This is a genomic window from Scytonema hankhaensis NUACC26 (genome assembly GCF_045865695.1).
Classification (GTDB): Bacteria; Cyanobacteriota; Cyanobacteriia; order Cyanobacteriales; family Nostocaceae; genus Scytonema.
The window spans coordinates 1-23342 of the sequence record NZ_BAACAP010000165.1; the positions used below are offsets into that span (position 1 = coordinate 1).

The window sequence follows — 23342 nt, forward strand, 5'->3', positions numbered from 1 at the left end:
GTCACGGCGGAAGTTGCGGGTTCGAGCCCCGTCAGTCCCGTTAAACTTTAGAAGAAACAAGTGCTGAGTACTGAATTGAAAGTGATTTGGAATCAGCGCTTGTTTCTTATAGTGGTATAAGCTACAAAAGTTGTGCGTTAGATAAAAGAGAGAACTTCCAGTGACTGTTAGAGTCCGTATTGCTCCCAGCCCAACTGGGAATTTACACATTGGTACAGCAAGAACAGCCGTTTTTAACTGGTTGTTCGCCCGCCATCATGACGGTCAATTTATCTTGAGAATAGAAGATACAGATGTCGAGCGATCGCGTCCCGAATATACAGATAACATCCTTGAGGGATTGCGCTGGCTGGGGCTGACTTGGGATGAAGGGCCATTTTTCCAAACCGAGCGTTTGGAAATGTACAAACAAGCAGTTAAAACACTTTTAGATAAGGGATTGGCTTATCGCTGCTACACTACTGCAGAAGAACTAGAAGCGCTGCGAGAAGCGCAGAAAGCGAGAGGAGAAGCTCCCCGTTACGATAACCGTCACCGAAATCTCTCCCCAGAACAAGAAGCAGCTTTCACTTCAGAAGGGCGAAGCTTTGTAATTCGGTTCAAGATTGATGACGATCGCGAAATTGTCTGGAACGATCTAGTCCGTGACAAGATGCTTTGGCGGGGGAACGATCTAGGTGGTGATATGGTCATTGCTCGTGCAGCCGCCGATGATATCGGTGTAGCCCTGTACAACTTTGCTGTAGTGATTGATGACATAGATATGCAAATCACTCACGTAATTCGAGGCGAAGACCATATTGCTAATACCGCCAAACAAATACTTATATATGAAGCTTTTGGTGCCAAAGTCCCAGAGTTTGCCCACACACCCCTTATTCTCAACCAAGAAGGACGTAAGCTTTCCAAGCGAGATGGAGTAACATCTATTTTTGACTTTAAGCAAATGGGCTTTACCTCTGAGGCGTTGGTGAATTATATGACACTATTAGGTTGGTCTCCCCCAGACTCAACTCAAGAACTTTTCACCTTAGAGGAAGCAGCCAAAGTGTTTGGCTTTGAGCGAGTCAATAAAGCAGGGGCAAAATTTGATTGGGCAAAATTGGACTGGATTAACAGTCAGTACATTCATAATATGCCTGTTGATAAGCTCACAGATTTCGTAATCCCCTTTTGGGAAGAAGCAGGATACCAATTGACAGGAGGACGCGATCGTCCTTGGTTGGAACAGTTAGTCACTTTAATTGGTCCGAGTCTTACTCGCTTGACAGATGCAGTCTCAATTTCACAACTCTTTTTTGTAGATACAGTTGAATTTAGTGAGGAAGCACAAGCACAATTAAAGCAAGAAGGTTCTGCTGCTACTCTCAAGTGGATTGTAGATGCTTTGGATAATCAGCAGTTGACAGAAGCTAGCGCTCAAGAATTGATTAAGCAAGTTGTGAAGGAGCAAAACGTCAAAAAAGGTTTGGTTATGCGTTCTCTCAGGGCTGGGTTAACAGGAGATTTGCACGGTCCGGATCTCATCCAATCCTGGCTGCTGCTTAATAAAATTGGTTTGGATAAGCGACGTTTGCTTCAAGCAGTCTAAACTACCCATACAGAGCAGTTTTTCCTCTCGTTCCTCTCGTTCCTCTCGTTCCCAGGTTCTACCTGGGAACGAGGAGAGGTAGGAGCCACCGGATCGAGGGGTGGTCTGGAGTTCTAGTTCGTATCACTTCTTCTGGTTGACTAAAAATCCGGAACGTTTTTATAACTTTTTTGTAAAAACGCGATCTACATACCCTCGTATTGGGAACTTTTTATGTAAAATTAACGTCATAAGAAGTACTTAAGAAAATGTGTAATTCAGATGTTGATAAAAGTTATAAATCAAGGGATAAGAATTTCTTTGGCAGTCGCAGCAATTGCGATCGCTTCAGTAAATACTACAACAGCTGATGCTCAACAAGAAACACCACCTCCAATCTTTGGGGATATGACTATTAGTCACAAAGTTTCTCCAGATCCAATGACAGTTCGCGGTATGAGTGGCGGTTCCATACCAGGGAAGCAACTTGTTGGCAAGGGAGAAACTCCTACAGGTTCGTGTACGGGGTTTTTTGATGAAAAACCAGACCATACATTAGAGTTAACAAATAAGTTTGATTATTTAAAATTGCAAGTAGAAAGCCCGGAAGATACCACGTTAATTATTCAAGGACCTGGCGGCGTTTGGTGTAATGACGATTTTGATAACAAAAATCCTGGGATTCTGGGTGAGTGGTTGCCAGGAAGCTACAATATTTGGATTGGGTCTTATACAAAGGACAAGTATCTTCCTTATACGCTACGCATTACCCAATCAAGTAAATAATCAGTGAGCAGTAACCAGTGACCAGTGACCAGTAGGGAGGGATAACTATGACAGTTACGGTATCTCAGGATTTATCAGAAGATTTTACTGAACGGGGCTGGCGTACTGAAATTGTAACTCAGCCAGATGGTAGCGAAGATTATTTTAGAATCCCTCTGACATCAGAAGAGTTTCTTCACCCACAAGAAGGATATCGCTTGCCCAACAGTACTTTTCATGAGGATATAGCAGGTAGTGTTAAGGATATACTGACTCGCCGCTACGCTAACGATCGCACAACAGGAGTTTTTCGAGATTTAATTGTTAAGTGGGGAACTCCAGATTTGAAAAACCACTGTCCCGACACCTTCGTTGTTTTTGGATTGCAGAACAAAGAGCAAGTCCGTACTGAGTTTGTTGTTCCGGATGAAGGAGTTCGTCCTGGGTTAATTGTGGAAGTTGTTTCTCCTCGCTACGGTAAAGAAGATCGGGAAACCAAGGTCAAACAGTATGCTCGTGCTGGAGTACGAGAGTATTTAATCTTTGACAGACGCAAGCAACGCAAACAAACGATTGAGGAAGTCTTGGGTTATCGCTTGGTTGATGGTCAGTATTTACCACTAACTCCTGACGAAGACGGACTTATTTTGTTTGAGACAGTCGGGTTATCGATCGGGCTTCAAGATGGTCGAGTTGTCATGGTAGATGCTCAAACGGGCGAACGCTTGTTAACTTCTCAGGAACTCGAACAACTAGCATCTCAAGCCGAGCAACGGGTATCTCAAGCCGAGCAACGGGCGTCTCAATCCGAACAACGAGCATCTCAAGCCGAGCAACGGGCGGCAAAGTTAGCCGAGCTATTGCGATAAGCCGGGTACGGCTTGCGCCAAAGGCGATCGCAAGGAATAAATCCTGACGAAATTTAATAAAAAAGAAATCAATTGCCTGAATTTAGCATTCAGTATATATCTTGCCGTGAGTCAAGTGTGGTTTCACGCCAAATAGATATAGTACAAGGGGGCAAAATTAAGTTAAATTTAATTAAGATTATGAATGTTGTCTCAGTTATTGCATCTCGCCTAACAGGCGGGCAGCTGTTGCTTTGACACATAAATATAAAAACATTGATTAAAAAGCTCTATTTTTGGGCTGCTGCACTATCTAGAGGCAAACAAAAATGAAATTTTCCTGGAGAGTTTTAATACTCTGGACATTGCCAGCATTGGTAATTGGCTTTTTCTTTTGGCAGGGCGCGTTTTCGGGTGCTCCAACCGACCTAAGTAAGAATGCAGCCAGCACTCGCATGACTTATGGTCGCTTTCTAGAATACTTAGATGCCAATCGCGTGACAGGCGTCGATCTATATGAAGGTGGCAGAACGGCAATTGTGGAAGCCGTCGATCCAGAATTGGATAACCGCGTACAGAGAGTGCGGGTAGACTTACCAGCGAGTGCTCCTGAATTGATTAGAAAGCTTAAAGAGAAAGGAGTGAGTTTTGACGCTCACCCCATGCGAAATGATGGAGCAATTTGGGGACTGTTAGGAAACCTTGTTTTTCCTGTCTTATTGATTACCGGATTGTTTTTCCTGTTCCGTCGTTCTAGCAACCTACCAGGTGGTCCCGGTCAAGCAATGAACTTTGGTAAATCAAAAGCACGTTTCCAAATGGAGGCAAAAACCGGAGTCAAGTTTGATGATGTTGCTGGTATTGAAGAAGCGAAAGAGGAACTACAAGAAGTTGTTACCTTCCTGAAACAGCCAGAGAAATTTACTGCAGTTGGCGCACGCATTCCTAAAGGAGTGCTGCTAGTTGGTCCTCCAGGAACAGGTAAAACACTGTTGGCGAAAGCAATTGCAGGTGAAGCTGGCGTACCGTTCTTTAGCATTTCCGGTTCCGAATTTGTGGAAATGTTTGTTGGGGTCGGTGCTTCACGAGTCCGCGATTTGTTTAAAAAAGCAAAAGATAATGCTCCTTGTATCATCTTTATTGATGAAATTGACGCTGTAGGACGTCAACGGGGTGCAGGAATCGGTGGCGGAAACGACGAACGCGAGCAAACTCTCAACCAATTACTCACCGAAATGGATGGCTTTGAGGGTAACACTGGCATCATTATTATCGCTGCTACAAACCGTCCTGATGTACTCGATGCAGCCCTGTTGCGTCCCGGACGTTTTGACAGACAAGTGATTGTGGATGCTCCTGACATCAAAGGACGTTTGGAAATTTTAAAAGTCCACGCTCGTAATAAGAAACTAGATCCTAGCGTTTCCTTAGAAACAATTGCCCGTCGCTGTCCTGGATTTACTGGTGCAGATTTGGCTAACTTGCTCAATGAAGCTGCTATTCTGACTGCAAGACGCCGTAAAGATGCCATCACCAATACAGAAATTGATGATGCAGTAGACCGGGTTGTGGCTGGTATGGAAGGAACGCCATTGGTTGATAGCAAGAGCAAGCGTTTGATTGCCTATCATGAAATCGGACACGCGATTGTTGGTACACTGCTCAAAGACCACGATCCAGTGCAAAAAGTTACTCTAATTCCACGAGGACAAGCACAAGGTCTAACTTGGTTTATTCCTAATGAAGAACAAGGGCTGATTACGCGATCGCAACTTAAAGCTAGAATCACTGGTGCTTTGGGTGGTCGTGCTGCTGAAGACATCATCTTTGGTGCTGCTGAAGTTACCACTGGTGCGGGTGGCGACTTGCAACAAGTCACCGGAATGGCAAGACAAATGGTAACGCGATTTGGAATGTCCGATTTAGGTCCAGTGTCCTTAGAAAGTCAAACGGGTGAAGTTTTCTTAGGTCGTGATTGGATGACCAGATCTGAATATTCAGAATCCATTGCCGCTCGCATTGATTCTCAAGTTCGCGTCATTGTAGAAGAGTGCTACCAATCAGCAAAACAGATTGTACGAGATAATCGTACTGTTATGGATAGACTCGTAGATTTACTGATTGAGAAAGAAAGCATTGACGGTGAGGAATTCCGGCAAATTGTAGCTGAATACACAACCGTACCTGAGAAGCAGCAGTTTATTCCTACACTGTAATTTCAAAATTTTTTCACAAATCATAAATGATTTCTATCAGGTAGTAAGGGTGTATATTGTTACACCCTTTTTTGTACAATCTAGAAGTTTTCACTTAAAGAAAGTATAGATTATCCTTATCCGCGTTCATCTGCGTTTATCTGCGGTTCCATAAATTTTTATGTATCGTACCCTATTGAAAACCGCTATAGTAACAATTCTACTATCGTTACACAGATTCGATATCTCTTGAAACTGAAACTTTCCGCTTCAAATACGAAATTTACCTTTAAGGATATCCCATTCCGTTGAAGAGAGGACTTTAGGCTTCATTTGTTGTAGGTCACCTAGCACAATTTTGCTGTCTCGCGAATTGAATTTGTAGTACTCAGTTAAATTCCCAATAGGATAGTTAAAATTTTGATAGCGGTGTTTGAAGTACAATTCTACATTTCCCCGATGTTCCCAAGTTCCTAACACCTCTATATCAACACTTTGGTAATGAGCAAGTAAATCTCTTTTTATCTGTGCCAATCGCTCTGAAATAGGTTGCTCGGTGACTCCTATCTTATATAAAGTTTCTTTAATTGTATGAATCTTTAAAAAGTACAACTGACAGGAGAGGATACGTTTGAGTTGAACGCAGTACAGTTTTAAATCAGTGAGCTTGTAGTGTAAATCAACCGTATTTTTGTGCTGAGCGTGTTCTACAGCTAACTCTAACTTCATTAATTTTTTAAGTAATAGTGGCTCTTGTACTTCGTTAAAGAGTGACAATTCTAATGCTCCAACAGGAATTTTACCGAGATTGGTAAATTCATATCCTGACGGACGAGTAGAAACATTTTTTCGTAATAATCCTGCTCGAATCAAATTAGAGGGAACTAAGTCTAGACTTATTAAGTAATTTTGTGAGTCATACTCTTTCCAAAGCCGTTTTAATTGTTCCAAATCCTTACCAGATAACTGTATGTTGAAAGTGTCGTAAAGTGGCAGAACTGGAAATTCTTGAGATTTCACAGGACGACAGGTTTCTCCATTATGAGCAAAATGATGCTCCTTCATCTTGCCTTTTTTAGCAGTTAGACCTTGGTCGCAATAAGGACATTTAAGTGAGGTCTTTCCTCTAGAGACCTCTTCAATACTTACCAATGTCTTATCTTCATCTGTACCATATTTCAACCACATGAAAACCTCCCAATTTAACGCCCTTTGCGACGGCAGGCGCTTCAACGGGGGGAACCCTCCGCAACGCGCTGCTTCATCTTTGGGCGAACTTAAACTGATTGAGGTTCCACTGATACCGTTTTCTTTTCATCGTTAGATGGTAAATTCAAAGTATCCAATATTTCCAGCATTTCTCGCTCAAAAGTGACTTGGGCGCGGTTGGTTTTTCCGCCTACATATAAGCGACTATCTTTTTGTAATGCCCAAATTTGAGAGTGGGAAAAGTAACTCATGACGACACCTAGCATCAATAAGCCGAAACCACTATAAACAATGGGTATTCCCGGATCTGCTTTTATTTGTAAGCCAGTACTGCCTACAATTTCCAGTATTTTTAAAGTGACACCATTAACTTGAGTAGCCATTCCAGCGCGAACTGTATCAATTAGCTTACCACTTGCATCGTAAATAAGTACCATTCCTTGCAAGTCCTTTGCCAGTATGGATACACCAGCACTTAAATCTGGTTTGGTAGGAATCCACGTTCCCCAAATCCTTCCTTGACCATTAGTATTGAGTGGTGCCATAGGAATTTGAAAGACTGGGCTGTTATTAAGTTTGACTCGAATGGCACCAATTCCCCAATCAGTTTGATAGAAGGTAACGCCATGATAGCGAAGCGGACTGTTAACGTAAATTGTCTTGCGGTCAACTTCTTGTTCTCGATTGTCTATAACAGACAAATCCGAGTAAAATTGGTCGATCCCTCCAGTGGAGGTATAGTCAATCCAAAAGCGATTGACGCGCACTGACCAATCTTTGGGGATTCGAGCCAATGCAAAAGGTCCAGCATCGATGATATTTTTTACTTGAAATGTATCGCCGCTAGCTACTATTTCTTGGGCAACAAATCCAGTCATAGCGCCCCAAATGCCACCCAGGAGAGTCAGGACAATTCCAATGTGAACCACAATCGGTCCAATGCGCCCAATAATTCCTTTGCGGGCGTAGAGAGTATTTTCTTTTTCTTGAAAAACTTTGTAACCGCGTTTTTGCAGTAGAGTTTGTAGAGTCGTTGCACGTCCAGTTTCTACATTATCAAATTCTGCACTTAGAGCTAGTTTTTGAAATTGACGGGGTTCTTCGTAATATTTCCATCTTTGGGCAGCTTTTAAAGCAGGTAACTGACGAGTAAAGGTACAGGCTGTTAAGCTAGTGCCAAAAAAGATGAGCAATGCCAAAAACCACCAGGTTCGATAAACATGGTCTAAGCCCAGAATGAGGATGACTTTCCATGTGAGAAAACCAAAGAGGGCTGGATGTTCTGGGTAGTTAGCTTGGTAGAATGCCACTGATTGACCTTGCTCTATAACAGTACCACTGACGCTAAAGAGTGCGATCGCAAGTAACATCAAAATTGCCAAGCGCAAATCTGTCAACACGGGTAAGAACTCTTGTCGCAGCACGCGCCCTAGTACTACCCATATAGAAGTTTTTTCAGAAACTGGATTTTCTATAGTCATTTTTTATTCGTCACTGGTCACTGGTCATTGGTCACTGGTCACTGGTTACTTGTCAGGTGGTCAGGTGGTCACTGCATTAGTGGAAGCCGAGACATCAAGGAAAACACGCCAAATCCTATCAACAACGCACCACTGACTGGATTAATCCAACTAGACCAACGGCGTAACTCTAGTAATTTCTTTATAGAAGCTGTAAAAGTACCTGCCAAAATTAGAGGAACAACATAACCCGCTGTATAACAAAGGAGCAAAACAGCACCTAAAACTAAGTCTTGTGTTTGAGCAACCCAACCCAACAAACTAGCTAAAACAGGAGTACTGCAAGGAGAAGCAACGACACCAAAACTAAGACCTATGAAATATGCTCGTACTCCTTGGGGTAATTCTTGAGAAATCCAATCTGTCCCGCCAAAAGAAGGCAATTGCAGGGGTAAAGCTTCAAGCAAGTTTAACCCCATGAGAATAGCAATAATACTGACAATAATTGGTAAGCCAAGACCCACTTGACCGTAAACTTTACCAACTAAAGCTGCTATAATACCTAGCCCAGCAAGTGTAGTTGCCAATCCCAAAGCAAACCAAGTTGACTGAGCAACACCTTGCCAACGACTTTTTGCTTCATAACCACCAATGTAGGCGATGGTAATTGGCAGCATGGAAAGCATACAGGGCGTGAGACTGGTGAGCAATCCTGCAATGAAAATAATACCTACACTTACCCACGTCAAATGAGTCAGTTGGTTGGCTACGAGGGCATTTGCAAATTGTTCTAGTTCATACAGTCGAGTTTGCAGGATTTCAAGCATGAGGCTTTTCAAAGGGAGAAACGCTTATTCTGCTTGCATTTTAGCTTACTTTGAATATTGCTTGGCATTGTTTGATTTTTTCATAAATGATTTATGGTTCCTATATTTATATAGCAATCCTAAATCATTAATCATTTCTAAGAAACTTACGAGCGCTCTTAGCGAATATAATTCGCACCTATAAAAACAAAGTCCACGTAAGTGGACTTTCTTAAAGAAACCAGCGCTCGTCTGGTTTCGTTTGTATAGCCGCGAATTAGATTTGCCAAGAATGAATTAAATTTTACATCTATCTTGGATTATCTGATTACGTGTTTTCTGATAATTCAATTAGGGACTTCCAAATCAAAAAATATACAACTTTCTCTTGTGGTGCGGAGCGTCCCGCCCGCCACCAGTATAGAACGGGCGAGGACGCCCGTTCCACAAGATGGATAATTTATATCTTGGAAATCTCTTAGGATTGCTATATTTCATTAATTTACAACTGTAGAATGACCTACAACATTTTCCAAAGTGCAATATTTTTTAGCTATACTAAATACATAGTAGCTATAGGGGACGCTACCATGTCACGTTTAATACAAGTTATTCAAAATACTTTTATACGCTTTGAAGCTTTTTTCGGATTTCTATTTAGAGGTCTCTCGAATTTCTTCAGTAGCATTAAGAATTTTTTTGCTAAGCTGTTTGGGTTTTCCAATTCCAATTCTCAATATTTCTTAGAACCAGATACAGCACAGGGAATAAAGCGCGGTATAACAGAGCCATCAAAAATAACAGAATCCAAACCTGCAAAAACAAACGAAACACAAACCAAAACTCGTTACCGCCGTCCTAACCCTGAAATGGACTACTTTCTTAATATGGCTCGAGACGTCAAGAAAGACTAAGGAAAGTTTGTATGTAAAGACGCTTCAATAGGCGTCTTTACAACCAATGAAAGCACTAAATGAATGCGACGAGCTCTCCAAAAAAAATGCGGGAGTCGTTTTCGCCCCCATTGAATCGCCCACAAAAAAGTTGTTATTAATCTTCTGAGCGAGCATCTGCACTTTGTAAAGCCTTTTCAAAGACCATCCGATTTTCAGCGTTCCGTAAAAAGTAACCGTTCATCATTGCAGCAGCAAGCAGCTTTCCAAGGTTGTCGCGACTTGTTGTGATGGTAACATTGAAGTGTTCTGAAGGCAGACCTCCCAACATAGTAATAATTGTGCGTTCCATTGCTTGAAGCACTTCGGGAGATGAAGGTTTGGAAAGTTGGGCAATGGTGTCAGGGCTCATGGATTGAACGTATTGCCACAATACGTCTCCATCTGACACTTCACTACCAAAATACTCTGGGTTAAGATCTGACAGATTATTCATCTAAAAATCTCCGGGAGCGTGGGAAACCTTGCGTCTTTAGACCTGCGTAGGAAACGAGACACGGGCTAATTTATTAGCCGTCTTCACTCCATTACCGCCTTGGGGTTACTTGATACCGTGTAGTTTTGCAATCTACTTTCACTTGGGCAGTTACAAGTTGATATTTTGTAACCCCTTCGGGTTCGCCAGTCCCCTCCGAAAGGATACCTTTCTACAGGGCTGGTCTCACCTGTACGCATAATGGTTTTGCTCAAAAGAGCCTTTCCTTGCGGGAGTAATCGTACCTGCACAAAGTTATTGGTCGGTACTTTCCGAGCGACACTGACTTACCCCTTGTAAATCTGTTTAATCACTCAGTTTCAGGGCTACAGACACAGCCCAGCATCTGTAGGTGAGACTTTAACTCTCGCCAATAACGTAGTTCAGTTAAGAACTAAATCGCGGTCAGCTAACTAAAATTAGGGGGCGCGAAGCCCCGTTACTTTAGTACGGGGCGCTGACGGTAGAAACCTGCAATTTCTATAGTTATGTGTACTTCTACATACTAATTTAGCAGTTTCTTATTGAGATTCAGTGAGCCTAACCGAACCTTCAACTGACGGTTCCTTCTACTTCTTGCTAATACCAAATTAAAACTTGATGATTCCGAAATACGCGCTTGCCGCAAGAAGGATAATAACTACTATTCCTATTGTAGCGCTTGTTACAAATTGTACGGATGTTTTCTTATTTAAGGCTTCTTTATTTTGGTCTTCGCCTTGAGAGATTGTGTTGTTAGAATTTGTGGTTTTGTTAGTTGTCATGGCTTTTTATTGATGTTTATTGTTAATGTCTATTTATTTTCTAGTTTCCTTCAACAATAAAAAACTTCATCTAACTTTTGGCTTATCAACAATCTGTATAAAAAGGTTGATTACTTCTTTAACAGTGGCCAGTTCTCCAATTCTCAACTTTTTCTACCTTCTGCCTTCCTCTGACTTGAAAATAGAACGTAGGTAGGGCAATGCCTTACAATATTGAATGTGCGGCACAGCCCTACCTACTTTAGCTTTTTCATGCTTGGCAGTGAAATTTTTTCATTGCGACTGCCTTCTTGCAATAGTGGAAATTGCCAAATTCTAATAGTTTCATCCGCACTAGCACTCACAAGCATTTTAGTTTTGGGACGAAAAACAACAGACCAAACTGCTTTCTCATGTCCTGTAAGGGTCTCCAATAACTGTCCAGTTTGAACATCCCATAACCTGATATCTCGATCGTAACCACTAGTGGCAAGAGTCTGCCCATCTGTGCTAAAAGCAACGGATAAAATTGTATTCTCATGTCCAGTGAGTGTCTGTTGCAGTTTGCCCGTTTCAGTACTCCATAACTTAATTTTTCGGTCTTGACTCGCACTGGCAAAGGTTTTTCCATCAGGGCTGAAGGCGATGGCGGACACAAATTTATCGTGGGAGGTCAAGGTTGTTTTTAACTTTCCTGTTGAACCTTCCCAAATCGCGATTTTTCCATTTTCCGTGCCGCTTATAATAACTTGTCCGTCAGGACTAATCGCGATCGTTCTCACAACTTCTTTCTGGTTCAAACGGCGAATGACTTTTCCGGTTTTTACGTTCCACAATGCGATCGTTTTATCCCAACTGCCACTGATGACAGTTTTTCCATCCGGGCTAAAGTCCACAGATTCAACATCGTCTGAATGTCCTGAAAGAGTACGAATTCTTTTGCCAGTTTTGAGATTCCATAACTTAATCTGGTTATCCCAGCTACCACTAGCGAGGGTAGTACCATCAGAACTAATAGCCAGAGATTTAACTGCATCAGTATGAGCAGCGATGGTAAAGAGTAATTTGTTTTTGCTTGCGTGCAACTTCCAAATCTTAATAGTGCCGTCATAACTACCACTAGCTAGGATTTCACCATCTTCGCTCATTGCTATTGTATAAATCTCAGCTGTATGACCTTTAAGAGTGATGGACACACTAGTCGTCAAGGCATCTTGAAGTGATGAAACACATATTCTTGGTCGGGAGGGCAATTTTGCCCAACCTAAACTCATAGTAGCTACTACACTGGTTATTCCTAACCCTGCTAACACTTTTTTAGAAAACATAGATTGTAAAATCATAATCATAAAAATGATCCTTCTGTATAGCCGCCGTTCTTCGGCAAACATTTCTTTTAGCTGTAGGCACGCTTTAGACTACAGCAGGTCATTCCTATGAGTTCAAACCTGTCTTCAGGTCTAGCGAGTGACAATAGATATGTTACAGCTATAAACTGGGCAGTATAGGAGACAGGTAAACCGTTTTCCCAACTCTATTATGGAAGCATGTCTGCCATGAAAAGCTCGCTCTCTCCTATTTGGGTACGTCCCTTGAAATTACTGACTGGTGCAGTCTTAGCTCTGAATGTTTCTGCTGCTGCATCAGGTGAGGTTTTGGCACAATCAAAATCTCAAGTTATCAAACAACAAATACAGACGTTACGACAATCTACTCAGCGTTGGATTCAGGTTAAGCTTTCAGAACAAAAGTTAGTGGCTTGGGAAGGAAACAAACCCGTGTACGCAATTGTCGTTTCGACAGGTAAAAAATCTACTCCAACTCGTACTGGTGTTTTTAAAATTCAATCCAAGCACAAGTCTACCCGAATGCGCGGTAGCGACTATGATGTTCCTAATGTTCCACACGCTATGTACTATAGTGGAGGTTATGCAATTCATGGAGCATACTGGCATCGTAGATTTGGAACCCCAGTTAGTCACGGATGTGTTAATTTAGCACCCAACCATGCTAAATGGTTATTCAAGTGGGCATCTATAGGGACACCAGTGGTAGTGCAAAAGTAATAGGGGCAACAAACTAGCGTAGATTCCAAGTACTGCTTTCAATCATCTATGTACATTTGACAACATACGGTTTACCAATTTATGCATAGAGATTAACAAACAGCAGCTACCCCTCCATAAGGGGTACTCTCTCATAAGAATTTGCATGAACTGTTATACACTGAAATATCTCTTATAAAATATGGATTTCTCAGAAAGTTATCAAGTATAAAAGGCTTCCTTCACTAAATCTTAATTTCAATTTGTTGTTTACGTAAAATTACATAATACTTGGTTGTTGGTTAGTGGTTAGCGGTGAATAGCTACTATTCTGGTTTTATGAGTTCTGATTTTATGAGTTGGATAGGTAGGGTGGGCAATACCTACCAAAGCGCGAATGTGTGGCATAGCCCTACCTACGTGTATTTGTAATACCAAAAAAGGTTTAGAAACTGACTTTTCAACAATTGTGAATAGTCGTAGGGGCGCAATGCCTTGCGCCCCTACAAATACTATGAAACCATTCAAAAAAGAACAGTTGTTAGCCGGTTACAGTATAACAACTAACAACTAACCACCAACCACTAACTAACTTAATTGTGCAACAAGTTGATTTTCTAACAGCATCTCATTGCTCAATAAATCTTCAACTGTAATCCGTAAAAAGCGCTCCTCGTCAACTAAAAAAAGAATTTTGACGCGATCGCTTCCCGGATGTCCTAGTGGTGTCAGTTGAGCAATAGTTCTTGCGCCATCTTTATCATTCAGGGGTTTGACGCTGCTTTCGCTGCTACCAAGACGGCGAGTAATCAGGCGATCGCCATCAAAATAAACTTCTGTACCACCAGTTTCTGCACCCAATTCACCCATGATTAACTCAATGCTAGGCTGATTATCCACAGAAGCACCTAAAATCAACTCCACTGGTTGCGCCATGGGATAAGGTTGTCCCGCTTTAATAATTGGATGCCAGTTATGACGGCTATTACGGCGATCCCAATAGCGAACGCCATAACTGTGGTAAAGAAAATCTTTAAGTTCTACACCTCGAGCCAGCTGCAAAGCTCCTTGGGCAATGGCTTCAAAAGGACGTTCGCAACGAATTTTTTCCGGAGCAAAATACTGCTTCACCCATGTTTGAACGGCAGGTAATTGTACTGTACCACCAACTAATAAAACCGCATTAATATCTGAGACTTCTATTCCTTGGCGTCGCGCTTGTTGCAACAAAGAAGTCATAGATTCATCAAGACGTTCAAAAAAGGAATTTTCTTTAAGAATGTTTTCCAATACCTCGCGGTTGAGTTCTAATTCATAACTCTCAAACGTCTCATCATTGAAATAAACTTCGCTTGCTTGAGTTTGAGACGAGAGTTGAATTTTTATCTTTTCCGCTAATCTCGTTGTTAAAGGACTAATTGGTATCTCTTGAGTTTTGGCAAAGTAATCCAGCAACCAATTATCGATATCAGTACCGCCTAAATTTTGCCCTGCCTTTGCTAAAACGCGAGCCGTTTTTACCTTTTGCTTGGAATCTTCTGCTAAAGACTTATTGCCCCACTTAAGTATAAATCCTAAAGGCTTTTGAGTCTCTTTTACGATTCGATCCAACTGTACTATGGATAAATCCAATGTTCCACCGCCAAAGTCAATAACCAAAAGAGTTTCTTGGTCTGTCATACCATAACCTAAAGCAGCAGCAGTCGGTTCATCTAGCATTCGCACTTGCTCTACAGGAAGGGCTTGACAAACTTTTCCCAACCAGTGACGGTAGGTTTCAAAGCTATCAACAGGTACAGTTAACACTAAAGAATCAATTCCACCTTCTAGGGATACCAATTGTTCGATCGCTTGAGAAAGAAACCATTGCCCTACTCGTTCAAAGGTAATGATTTGCCCATCTAATTCCGGTAAGAATCCCTGAATATCCGCACCGATACCGCGTTTGAAACTCCGGAAAAATCGCGGTTCGTTTTTCAAATCGAGACCGCGATCGCGCACTTGTTGTCCGACCAAAACTTGTCCCTTTGAAGCGTCTTCAACATACACCAAGCTAGGAATCAAAGGTGGATTGAGACTTTGTTGAATCGATAAACCTGGTAGGTTGAGAGTTTCTGGGCTTTTCGTAACGGGGTTCCAACGAGCAATAACCGTGTTACTAGTACCAAAATCGATTGCTATTGCCATATTTTTTCAATTAAATCATGCGGAGACACAAACTTTGCCAGCTTTCAAATAAAATTATTTTCCCATATCCCACCAAGTACGCAAATGGGCTATTGCTTCTTCCTTTCGTTTAGCTTCAACTTCTATCCAAGGTGCTTCTCTATATACACTCGGCATTGCCGTAATGTACTCGCTGTGTTTTCTATCTCCGAATGCTTCTTCACCATTAGAAATGTGAACTAACTGCCAATCGGGGTTATCCCAAGTTTCTCGTGCGGCGTAAAACATTTCAGCAACACTTGGGTCGTCATAACTCTCTAAATTTTCATGGCAAATATGGTGATGGGCATCGAATACGAGTGGAATGCGAGCTTTTTGGCAAACTTCCAAAATTTCACTAGCACTGTAAGCGTTTTCGTCGTTTTCCAAAGTTAATCGACTTCTGATCTTCTCCGGTAATCCTGAAATGACCTCCACAAGTCGATCTGCTCGTTGAGATTTTCCGCCATGAATATTCATCAACGACCAAGAAGAACGTGGTAAGCATAGTAAATCCAACGTGCGGGCGTGACGATCTAAAATTTTGATACTTGATGCGACGACTTGCGGTGAATCGGAACTTAGCACTACATATTGGTCTGGATGCAACACCATTCTAATGCCTACTCTTTCTGCCCTTTGTCCAATTTTTGCTAACTCTGCACTCATGTTTTGCAACACAGTTGCACCGACTTCATCTTCTAGGTCGCTCATAGGAAATAAGCCGGATGGCATACGGTAAAGATGAATCGAGTTTCGCACGCAAAAAGTTAATGCAAAATCCAAACGTTGTAGGTTGTCTCGATAAATAACTTTGAGAGCAGTTTCACGCTCATTTTCTGGAAGTTCTAGGTAGCGGGTTCGCGTTATGGTTCGGTAGCGAACATCTTTGGAGAATGTAATGCAAACAAGCCCTAAGCGTGGAGACGCAGTTGCTGCAATGGGGGAACTCGCATCATCCTGCCTAGTTTTTGGCAACTGTCGTGCATTAGATGAATGATTTGCAATCCGCGATCGGGATTTTGATTCCTGCACTGCTGACATAATTTTATATCGCTATTACTCCACTACTTCCATCTAACTGACTTCTGCCTCTAGTTGCTCAGTATCTAAAGACAGAATTCAGCGAACAGTGACCAGTGACCAGTGACCAGTGACAAATGACCAGTGACAAATGAGAAATTGTATCTATCTCTACAGAAAATTAAATTTTCTTAAGTTAATAATTGTTACATTAAACATCTAATAAGCGTAAAAAGTGCATCTTGACTGGATTCGACAATTCTAAGTGAAAAGTACAGGGGCTATTCTCTGTTGTGAAATATACAATAGGGTAGTTATATCTTTTGGTATTGTTGTCAAGTGTAGTAAATATTTATTAATATAAGAGTAACTTAACTCTAGGAGTCAGTACCCAAAAATTTAGAGCTTGTCCAAGCATCAAACCAAGAAATGCTTACAAAAGTGCGTATCAACTGGTACGTCTCCTTGACCATCAAATTTTTTACAACTGGAACAAAAAATCTATGAATAACCAACAACCATCAAACCCCAATCAATTTGTGGGTAATTTTAAGAATGGGATTTGGCTTTTTGGTATCTCGTCTTGGCTCTTTGGGATTACCGATCGCAGTATTGCATCTTTTTCAGATGGATATATTTCTGCCTTGGATTTAACGCAACTATTCACGGCTGCTACCTTCTTTGTCGCTTGGCTATTTCTCAAACCGACTTCCAAGGTATAATTTAAGGTATAATTTTTCACGTATTCTTGAATGTAACACCACACAACACATAAATGCTTTTAGCCTTGCGACATATGAGAATTGACATTTGACGAAACTTATTCAAAATGATATCTAGTATACTAGGTATTAAAATATAAGTTAACTATGCCTACCCAAAAATTCCAACCGAAAGAAGGCGAAGCTTATGATAAAAACCCCGTTCAATTCAAAGTCAGGAAAGGAGTTAGGGAAAAACTGAGAGCCATACCAAATTGGCAAGATATTCTCAGAAAATATGTTGATGACCTCATATCAGATCCACCTAAAAATGAATAACCAAATCTAGATTTCCTTAATCTGTTGAGGTATCAATTCATCAGCGTCCATCCGCTATAGGGTGCGGTTAATTCCTTCTTTATACACCTCACAAAAGTGACGAATAATTATTTGCTAAGCCTGCTTTATAGCATTAATAATTTCGTCAAAGCGAAAGTCGCTTGTCAGTTGTTGAAGAGTATCGATTAGAGCAGCTTGCTCTGTAGGAATTTGAGTTATCAACTGGAAAATACGCTCGTCACTACCTCCAGAAGCGGCTTCATACAGCTGCTGCACCCATTGTTCTGGCATCACTGCTAAATCTCTTTTGATTAAACTTAAGCCAGTAGAGCGATTTTGTGATGTTTGCTCTGTAGGCAAGCAATCGAAGTAAGTATAACTTACATTTAAATGTTGGGCAAGTTTATCAAAAATTTCTTCCTCTTGAAAAGGCTTGCGGATAAAATCATCGCATCCTACAGATAAGGTTAGCGATTGCTCGTCATTAAACGCATTCGCTGTAATAGCAATGATTGCAGTAGCTTGCCCCAAAGAGGTAGCTTTGATATGCTGTGTTGCTTCATAACCATTCATGACAGGCATTCGCACATCCATAAAAATCAGGTGAGGTTTCCAACTCTCCCAGATTTCTATACCTTGTTGACCGTTTTCTGCTTCCTTTATCTCAAAACCCACAGGTTTAAGCAGCGATCGCAATAGTTGGCGATGTTCCCAAGTATCATCTACAATAAGCAACCTATAGGTTGGATGATTAGGTGCAAGGCTCTTGACTCGTTTCTGAAATAATTTAGTTTGTACCTGTGTTATGGGCGGTACTTCAACCTGAATATTAAAAGCAAATACACTGCCCTCGCCCACAATACTGCTAACGGTCATTTCACCACCCATAATATTGACAAAAAATCGGCTGATAGGTAGTCCCAATCCCGTACCTTCTGCTGTTTGTCTGCCAATAGAAGTTTGTTCAAAGGCTTCAAACAGTAAATTCATCTCTGTAGGAGCGATACCAGAACCAGTGTCTGTCACTTCAAAATAAAGGGAATGGCGATTAGGGAATGGCGACTGGGTAGTTTGTCCCCCAGTCGCCATTCCCCAGTCGCCAGTCGCCAGTCTTACACGCAAAGTTACACTACCACTTTCTGTAAACTTGATAGCATTACTGAGTAAATTTAGTAAAATTTGACGTAATTTGCTCTCATCTGTACTGATATATTGAGGGACTGTCGATGCACAATCAAAAGTTAGTGTCAGTTGCTTGGATGCGGCTTTCAAGTGCAGCATTTCTTCCAAGTTATCTATAAGGCGATAGAGATCGAAAGTATTAATATTTAGCTTAACTCTCCCTGCTTCAATCTTAGACATTTCCAACACATCATTAATTAATTCCAGCAAGTGTTGACCGCTACGATGGATAATATTGATATACTCCCTGTATTCAGAAGAAAAAGAACTATCTCGGTGCAGAATTTGAGTAAAACCTAATACACTATTGAGGGGGGTACGTAGTTCGTGACTCATAGAAGCCAAGAAGCGACTTTTCGCACGATTGGCAGCCTCAGCATTTTCTTTAGCTTTTTGCAATTCCACTTCCACCCGTTGGCGTTCCACGATTTCATTTTTCACTGCTTCAAACTGAGCAGCACTAGGAATTACCAAAACTTGCGGCACTAATTTAACCAGCACAACAGCCGTGTACAGGGAAACTAAGGCAGTAATTGCTTTTGTAAAGCCAGATAACCAGTAGTTGGGATACCAAAGCGTCCAAATTTCAAAGATGTGGGTTGTACCGCATAGAACAATAAAAGCTCCAAACAAGAGAAAAATCCAGTTGTAAGGAATATCGCGCCGCTTTTCAACAATGTAAGTTAAGGTGAAAGGAATAGAGTAATAAGCTATTGCCGTCAAAGCATCTGAAATAATATGCAATCCCACTAACTCTGGTTGCCAAAGATAGCAGTGTCCGTGGGGAATAAACATTGATGCGAGTACCATAAGAGTTTTTAAATAACTATTGTCAATAATCTTAAGAAATTATTAATAGACTCAATTGAAGTATAGGAATCATAAATCTTTTGTGAAAAATATTAAGTACGTAGGTAGGGCTAAAGCCCACCACCCGCTCCTAATTAATGGGCTTTAGCCCTACCTACTTTTATTTCACAAATAAAATAGGATTACTATATATAGTGAATACTTCATTAAAGTTTTAGCTCAGTAAAGCGTGTAAATTATAAATATCTCCTTAAACGATCTTACTCTTTCGTTCTATTGTTATCAAGTACACCTTTTTCTTAAACTAAATGTAAAGAAACGAAAAAGATTACGTTTTCTCAATAATATTGAAGTAACTTATGTTGTTACCCATTTGCAGTCATTAAACTTTAGCTGAGGTAAAATGAGGCACGAAAAACTTTCTCCTGGACTGCTGATAGCATTTGAAGATTATCAAAGAGAAGGACAAGAAGCGTTAACTCCACAGATAAGAACGCTGAGCATAGTTCCCCCCAGAAACACTCTCAAACCAACCCGTACCTTGGTTTTTCTTTATTGTGATGAACAAGCCGATTTAAGTCACGTATCAGAATATGGTATCGAAGTCAACCAAAATCGAGGAAGTGTACGCACCGCTTTTTTACCTATTGATAGTTTAGATGCTCTATCTGAAGATCCTGCCATTCAACGTATTAAACCTTCGCGCAAACTTAAACTCCGAATGGATGTTGCAAAAAATGCTGTACGAGTGCCAGAGTTTATCAAGAAAAACAGCAATCTTACTGGTAAGGGAGTTATTATCGGTATCATAGACACTGGCATCGATCCAAAACATCCTGCTTTTGAAGGGCGTATTTTACGTATTTGGGATCAAGTGTTGTCGGGACCTGGAGTTGCTGAAGGTAAATATGGGGCGGAGTTAACTGATTCGCTGTTAACAGTTTCTCAAGATACTTACGGTCATGGAACGCACGTTGCTGGTATTGCCGCAGGTGATGACGTTACCTATGGAGGGATAGCACCACAAGCCGAATTAGTAATTGTAAAAAGCGATTTAGATGAAGGTCATATCGCAGATGGTATTCGATACATCTTCCGAGTTGCTAGGGAGATGGGGCGTCCGGCAGTTATTAATTTAAGCTTGGGTGGGCATTATGATGCTCACGATGGCACTGATTCGTTATCAAAAATTATTGATGCCGAAAGCGGTTCCGGACAGATTGTCTGTTGTGCGGCTGGTAACGAGGGGAATGACAACATTCACGGTCAAGCGATCGTGCCTGCAGGTAAACAGCATACTATGCGTTTTAATGTTCCATACAGTCAGACAAGCATAGCATTATTAACTGGTTGGTACTCCAGCGCAAGTCAGTTAGAGGTTTCCGTCCGAAGCCCCAATGGTTTCGTGACTCCTTTCCAACCCATTATTACTGAAGGTAATTACACCCAAGAACATACTCTGAAAGATGCACGGGTACAAATAGCAACACCAGGTTCCGATCCATTTAACGATGACTACAATATAGTCGTCCAAATTCGGGGTTCGGCTAAGGGGAATTTTAGTCAGCCCGTACCTGGTGGTAATTGGCAGTTACGACTCAATAACACTTCTTCCCAAGATGTGCGGATAGACATTTGGACTTTGGATGGCTCGGTATTATTTACAGGTAGCAGTGTAGCAGATTCTGTAAAAATTGGTTCTCCTGGTTGCGCTAGTCGTGCCATTACAGTCGCTTCCTACACAACTAAAGCCAATTATATTGATATTGATAATAAGTTGCAAGAAATGGGTTTTCAATTAAACGATATTTCAGATTTTAGCAGTGAAGGTCCCCTACGGAATAATGCCCAAAAACCAGATGTTGCTGCACCAGGAGCCATGATTGTTTCTGCCCTTTCTTCCAGTGCTAATTGCGATCGCACCAGTATAATTAACACTCAGTTTGTAGCAATGATGGGTACAAGCATGGCAGCACCCTTTGTTACTGGTCTTATAGCACTGCTTTTACAACGCGACCCTTATCTAGACCCAACTGCCATTAAAGACATATTACGAAAAAATTGCTCCATCCCAGGGAAACCAGCAGGAACTTTTGATAATAAATGGGGTTTTGGATTAGTTAACACAGAAAATCTCTAGCTTTTTTATAACGAATGGTAGTATCAACCACTGTCAAAGTTTGATAGCCTGGAGATTTCCGAAAGAAGTCGGGAATCTTAAAGTCGTCACTTTGAGGTCGTGATGGATTATCAAAAGTTAGATACCGCCCTGACAATGAGGCTCAACGAAATTGAAGACCCACAACAGCAAAGTTTAAAGGTCTTCATTCACACAAATACAACCGCAGATACTGCTGATGCATCTGATACATTAAAAAACTTGGGCATACCCGATGTGACACCAGGAAAAGATGTGTTTACAGCTGATTTATCCCCTAATGCTATTTCTCAGTTGTCCGAACAACCTTGGGTACAATATATAAAGCTGTCTCAAAACCTAAATTTGTTAAATCAAAAAACTCCAGGTGGCATCAGATTAGCCTAACCGCCTACTTCCTACTCCCATAATTCATAAATTCTGTCAGAAGCAATATAACAATCTACCTTCCCCCCCTTATCAGCAGCTACAGACAGTCCTAAACTGAAGAAGTGAGTTGAAGGCAGTCGTCGGGAGAACTTAGCGTGAAAAGTGTTTTAGCTATCATTCTTGGAGGGGGTGCAGGTACCCGCCTTTATCCTCTAACTAAGTTACGTGCAAAACCAGCTGTACCTGTAGCAGGAAAATATCGACTCATCGATATCCCTGTTAGTAATTGTATAAACTCCGAGATATTCAAAATATACGTTTTGACACAATTCAACTCAGCTTCCTTAAACCGTCACATTGCCCGTACCTACAATTTTGCTGGCTTTACTGAAGGTTTTGCGGAAGTTTTAGCAGCACAGCAAACACCAGAAAACCTTAGTTGGTTCCAAGGTACGGCTGATGCTGTTCGCCAATATCTGTGGTTGATGGAAGAATGGGACGTAGAAGATTATCTCATTCTATCCGGAGATCATTTGTACCGGATGGATTACCGCCAGTTCGTTCAGCGTCACAGAGATACAGGGGCTGATATTACGTTGTCGGTACTACCCATTGATGACCGTCGCGCTTCTGATTTTGGTTTGATTAAAATTGATGGCTCTGGTAGAATTATTAACTTTAGCGAAAAACCTAAAGGTGAGGCAAAAGCTGAAATGCGCGTTGATACAACTGTATTGGGCTTGACTCCAGAACAAGCTCAAGAACAGCCATACATTGCTTCAATGGGCATTTATGTTTTTAAAAGAGACGTTTTGATTAAATTGTTGAAAGACGCCTCACAATGGACAGATTTTGGAAAAGAAATTCTTCCAGCAGCAGCCGCAGACCATAACATTCAAGCTTATTTATTTGAGGGTTACTGGGAGGATATTGGAACTATTGAAGCGTTCTACCACGCAAATTTGGCACTGACTCAGCAACCCATGCCACCCTTTAGTTTCTATGACGAAAACGCACCAATTTATACCCGAGCTCGTTACTTACCACCTACTAAGATGTTGGACTGCCAAGTGGTAGAATCAATGCTCAGTGAGGGATGTATTCTGAAGAACTGCCGAATTGAACACTCGGTTTTAGGCGTGCGAGCGCGTGTTGAAAGTGGGTGTGTTATTCAAGATTCCCTGATTATGGGAGCCGATTTTTATCAACCTTTTGCCGAACGTCAAACAAATTGCGAAAGAACTCCAATTCCTGTGGGAATAGGTAGTAACACGACAATTCGTCGTGCCATCATTGATAAAAATGCTCGGATTGGTTGCGATGTACACATTGTCAACAAGGATAATATCCAAGAAGCTGAGAAAGAAAGTCAAGGCTTTTACATTCGTAGTGGCATTATTGTAGTGCTGAAAAATGCTGTCATTCCTGATGGAACAGTAATTTAGTTAGTAGTTAGTAGTTGGTGGTTAGTGGTTAGTAGTTAATA

At 41.3% G+C, this 23342-nt stretch carries 20 protein-coding genes; 11 read left to right on the forward strand and 9 right to left on the reverse strand.

Features of this window, described 5'->3' with window-relative positions:
• Window positions 1–160 precede the first annotated feature (160 nt).
• The 4 genes from gltX (at window position 161) to ftsH2 (ending at window position 5399) form a co-directional block, all read left to right on the forward strand.
• Window positions 161–1591, forward strand: a complete 1431-nt coding sequence (gene gltX, locus ACKTT2_RS13565; RefSeq protein ID WP_407887620.1) for a glutamate--tRNA ligase — start codon at window positions 161–163, stop codon at window positions 1589–1591.
• Window positions 1592–1852: 261 nt separating this feature from the next.
• Entirely contained in the window at window positions 1853–2356 is a 504-nt protein-coding gene (locus tag ACKTT2_RS13570; RefSeq protein ID WP_407887622.1) for a hypothetical protein, read from the forward strand.
• 47 nt (window positions 2357–2403) lie between these two features.
• Window positions 2404–3204: a Uma2 family endonuclease gene (locus ACKTT2_RS13575; protein ID WP_407887624.1), complete on the forward strand. Its 801-nt coding sequence runs from the start codon at window positions 2404–2406 to the stop codon at window positions 3202–3204.
• A 308-nt stretch (window positions 3205–3512) separates the two neighbouring features.
• Complete coding sequence (ftsH2, locus tag ACKTT2_RS13580; protein WP_407887626.1) at window positions 3513–5399, forward strand: ATP-dependent zinc metalloprotease FtsH2; 1887 nt, start codon at window positions 3513–3515, stop codon at window positions 5397–5399.
• 249 nt (window positions 5400–5648) lie between these two features.
• Here the strand turns inward: ftsH2 and ACKTT2_RS13585 are convergent, their stop codons facing one another.
• From ACKTT2_RS13585 to ACKTT2_RS13595, 3 genes are all read right to left on the reverse strand, one after another.
• Complete coding sequence (locus ACKTT2_RS13585) at window positions 5649–6566, reverse strand: competence protein CoiA family protein (protein WP_407887628.1); 918 nt, start codon at window positions 6564–6566, stop codon at window positions 5649–5651.
• Between the two features lie 89 nt (window positions 6567–6655).
• Window positions 6656–8068 carry a cytochrome c biogenesis protein gene (locus ACKTT2_RS13590; RefSeq protein WP_407887630.1) on the reverse strand — a complete coding sequence of 471 codons (1413 nt, stop codon included), beginning with the start codon at window positions 8066–8068 and terminating at the stop codon, window positions 6656–6658.
• A gap of 68 nt (window positions 8069–8136) precedes the next feature.
• Window positions 8137–8874, reverse strand: coding sequence for a cytochrome c biogenesis protein CcdA (locus tag ACKTT2_RS13595; RefSeq protein ID WP_407887632.1), 738 nt, complete (start codon window positions 8872–8874; stop codon window positions 8137–8139).
• Window positions 8875–9443: 569 nt separating this feature from the next.
• On the opposite strand from ACKTT2_RS13595, the gene ACKTT2_RS13600 reads away from it, so the two are divergent.
• The gene (locus ACKTT2_RS13600; protein ID WP_407887634.1) at window positions 9444–9767 is read left to right on the forward strand and encodes a threonine dehydratase; all 324 of its coding nucleotides are present in this window, start codon (window positions 9444–9446) and stop codon (window positions 9765–9767) included.
• A 136-nt stretch (window positions 9768–9903) separates the two neighbouring features.
• Here the strand turns inward: ACKTT2_RS13600 and ACKTT2_RS13605 are convergent, their stop codons facing one another.
• The 3 genes from ACKTT2_RS13605 to ACKTT2_RS13615 form a co-directional block, all read right to left on the reverse strand.
• The gene (locus ACKTT2_RS13605) at window positions 9904–10242 is read right to left on the reverse strand and encodes a DUF760 domain-containing protein (protein ID WP_407887636.1); all 339 of its coding nucleotides are present in this window, start codon (window positions 10240–10242) and stop codon (window positions 9904–9906) included.
• 629 nt (window positions 10243–10871) lie between these two features.
• Window positions 10872–11045 carry a hypothetical protein gene (locus tag ACKTT2_RS13610; RefSeq protein WP_407887638.1) on the reverse strand — a complete coding sequence of 58 codons (174 nt, stop codon included), beginning with the start codon at window positions 11043–11045 and terminating at the stop codon, window positions 10872–10874.
• 236 nt (window positions 11046–11281) lie between these two features.
• Window positions 11282–12373, reverse strand: a complete 1092-nt coding sequence (locus ACKTT2_RS13615; RefSeq protein WP_407887640.1) for a WD40 repeat domain-containing protein — start codon at window positions 12371–12373, stop codon at window positions 11282–11284.
• 207 nt (window positions 12374–12580) lie between these two features.
• Between ACKTT2_RS13615 and ACKTT2_RS13620 the strand changes: the two genes are divergently transcribed.
• Entirely contained in the window at window positions 12581–13090 is a 510-nt protein-coding gene (locus tag ACKTT2_RS13620; protein WP_407887686.1) for a L,D-transpeptidase, read from the forward strand.
• Between the two features lie 567 nt (window positions 13091–13657).
• Here the strand turns inward: ACKTT2_RS13620 and ACKTT2_RS13625 are convergent.
• Window positions 13658–15256, reverse strand: a complete 1599-nt coding sequence (locus ACKTT2_RS13625; protein WP_407887642.1) for an Hsp70 family protein — start codon at window positions 15254–15256, stop codon at window positions 13658–13660.
• Window positions 15257–15310: 54 nt separating this feature from the next.
• Window positions 15311–16318, reverse strand: coding sequence for a UV DNA damage repair endonuclease UvsE (uvsE, locus tag ACKTT2_RS13630; RefSeq protein WP_407887644.1), 1008 nt, complete (start codon window positions 16316–16318; stop codon window positions 15311–15313).
• A gap of 482 nt (window positions 16319–16800) precedes the next feature.
• Here uvsE and ACKTT2_RS13635 point away from each other — a divergent pair, with 482 nt between their 5' ends.
• Together ACKTT2_RS13635 and ACKTT2_RS13640 are read left to right on the forward strand one after the other, a co-directional pair.
• Window positions 16801–17019 (forward strand): hypothetical protein, encoded by a 219-nt coding sequence (locus ACKTT2_RS13635; protein ID WP_407887646.1) that lies wholly within the window; start codon window positions 16801–16803, stop codon window positions 17017–17019.
• Window positions 17020–17166: 147 nt separating this feature from the next.
• Complete coding sequence (locus tag ACKTT2_RS13640) at window positions 17167–17337, forward strand: hypothetical protein (RefSeq protein WP_407887648.1); 171 nt, start codon at window positions 17167–17169, stop codon at window positions 17335–17337.
• 114 nt (window positions 17338–17451) lie between these two features.
• Here the strand turns inward: ACKTT2_RS13640 and ACKTT2_RS13645 are convergent, their stop codons facing one another.
• The gene (locus ACKTT2_RS13645; RefSeq protein WP_407887650.1) at window positions 17452–19329 is read right to left on the reverse strand and encodes a response regulator; all 1878 of its coding nucleotides are present in this window, start codon (window positions 19327–19329) and stop codon (window positions 17452–17454) included.
• A 403-nt stretch (window positions 19330–19732) separates the two neighbouring features.
• Between ACKTT2_RS13645 and ACKTT2_RS13650 the strand changes: the two genes are divergently transcribed.
• The 3 genes from ACKTT2_RS13650 (at window position 19733) to ACKTT2_RS13660 (ending at window position 23301) form a co-directional block, all read left to right on the forward strand.
• Entirely contained in the window at window positions 19733–21469 is a 1737-nt protein-coding gene (locus ACKTT2_RS13650; RefSeq protein WP_407887652.1) for a S8 family serine peptidase, read from the forward strand.
• A gap of 102 nt (window positions 21470–21571) precedes the next feature.
• Entirely contained in the window at window positions 21572–21874 is a 303-nt protein-coding gene (locus tag ACKTT2_RS13655; RefSeq protein WP_407887655.1) for a hypothetical protein, read from the forward strand.
• A 137-nt stretch (window positions 21875–22011) separates the two neighbouring features.
• The gene (locus ACKTT2_RS13660; RefSeq protein ID WP_407887657.1) at window positions 22012–23301 is read left to right on the forward strand and encodes a glucose-1-phosphate adenylyltransferase; all 1290 of its coding nucleotides are present in this window, start codon (window positions 22012–22014) and stop codon (window positions 23299–23301) included.
• Window positions 23302–23342 lie beyond the last annotated feature (41 nt).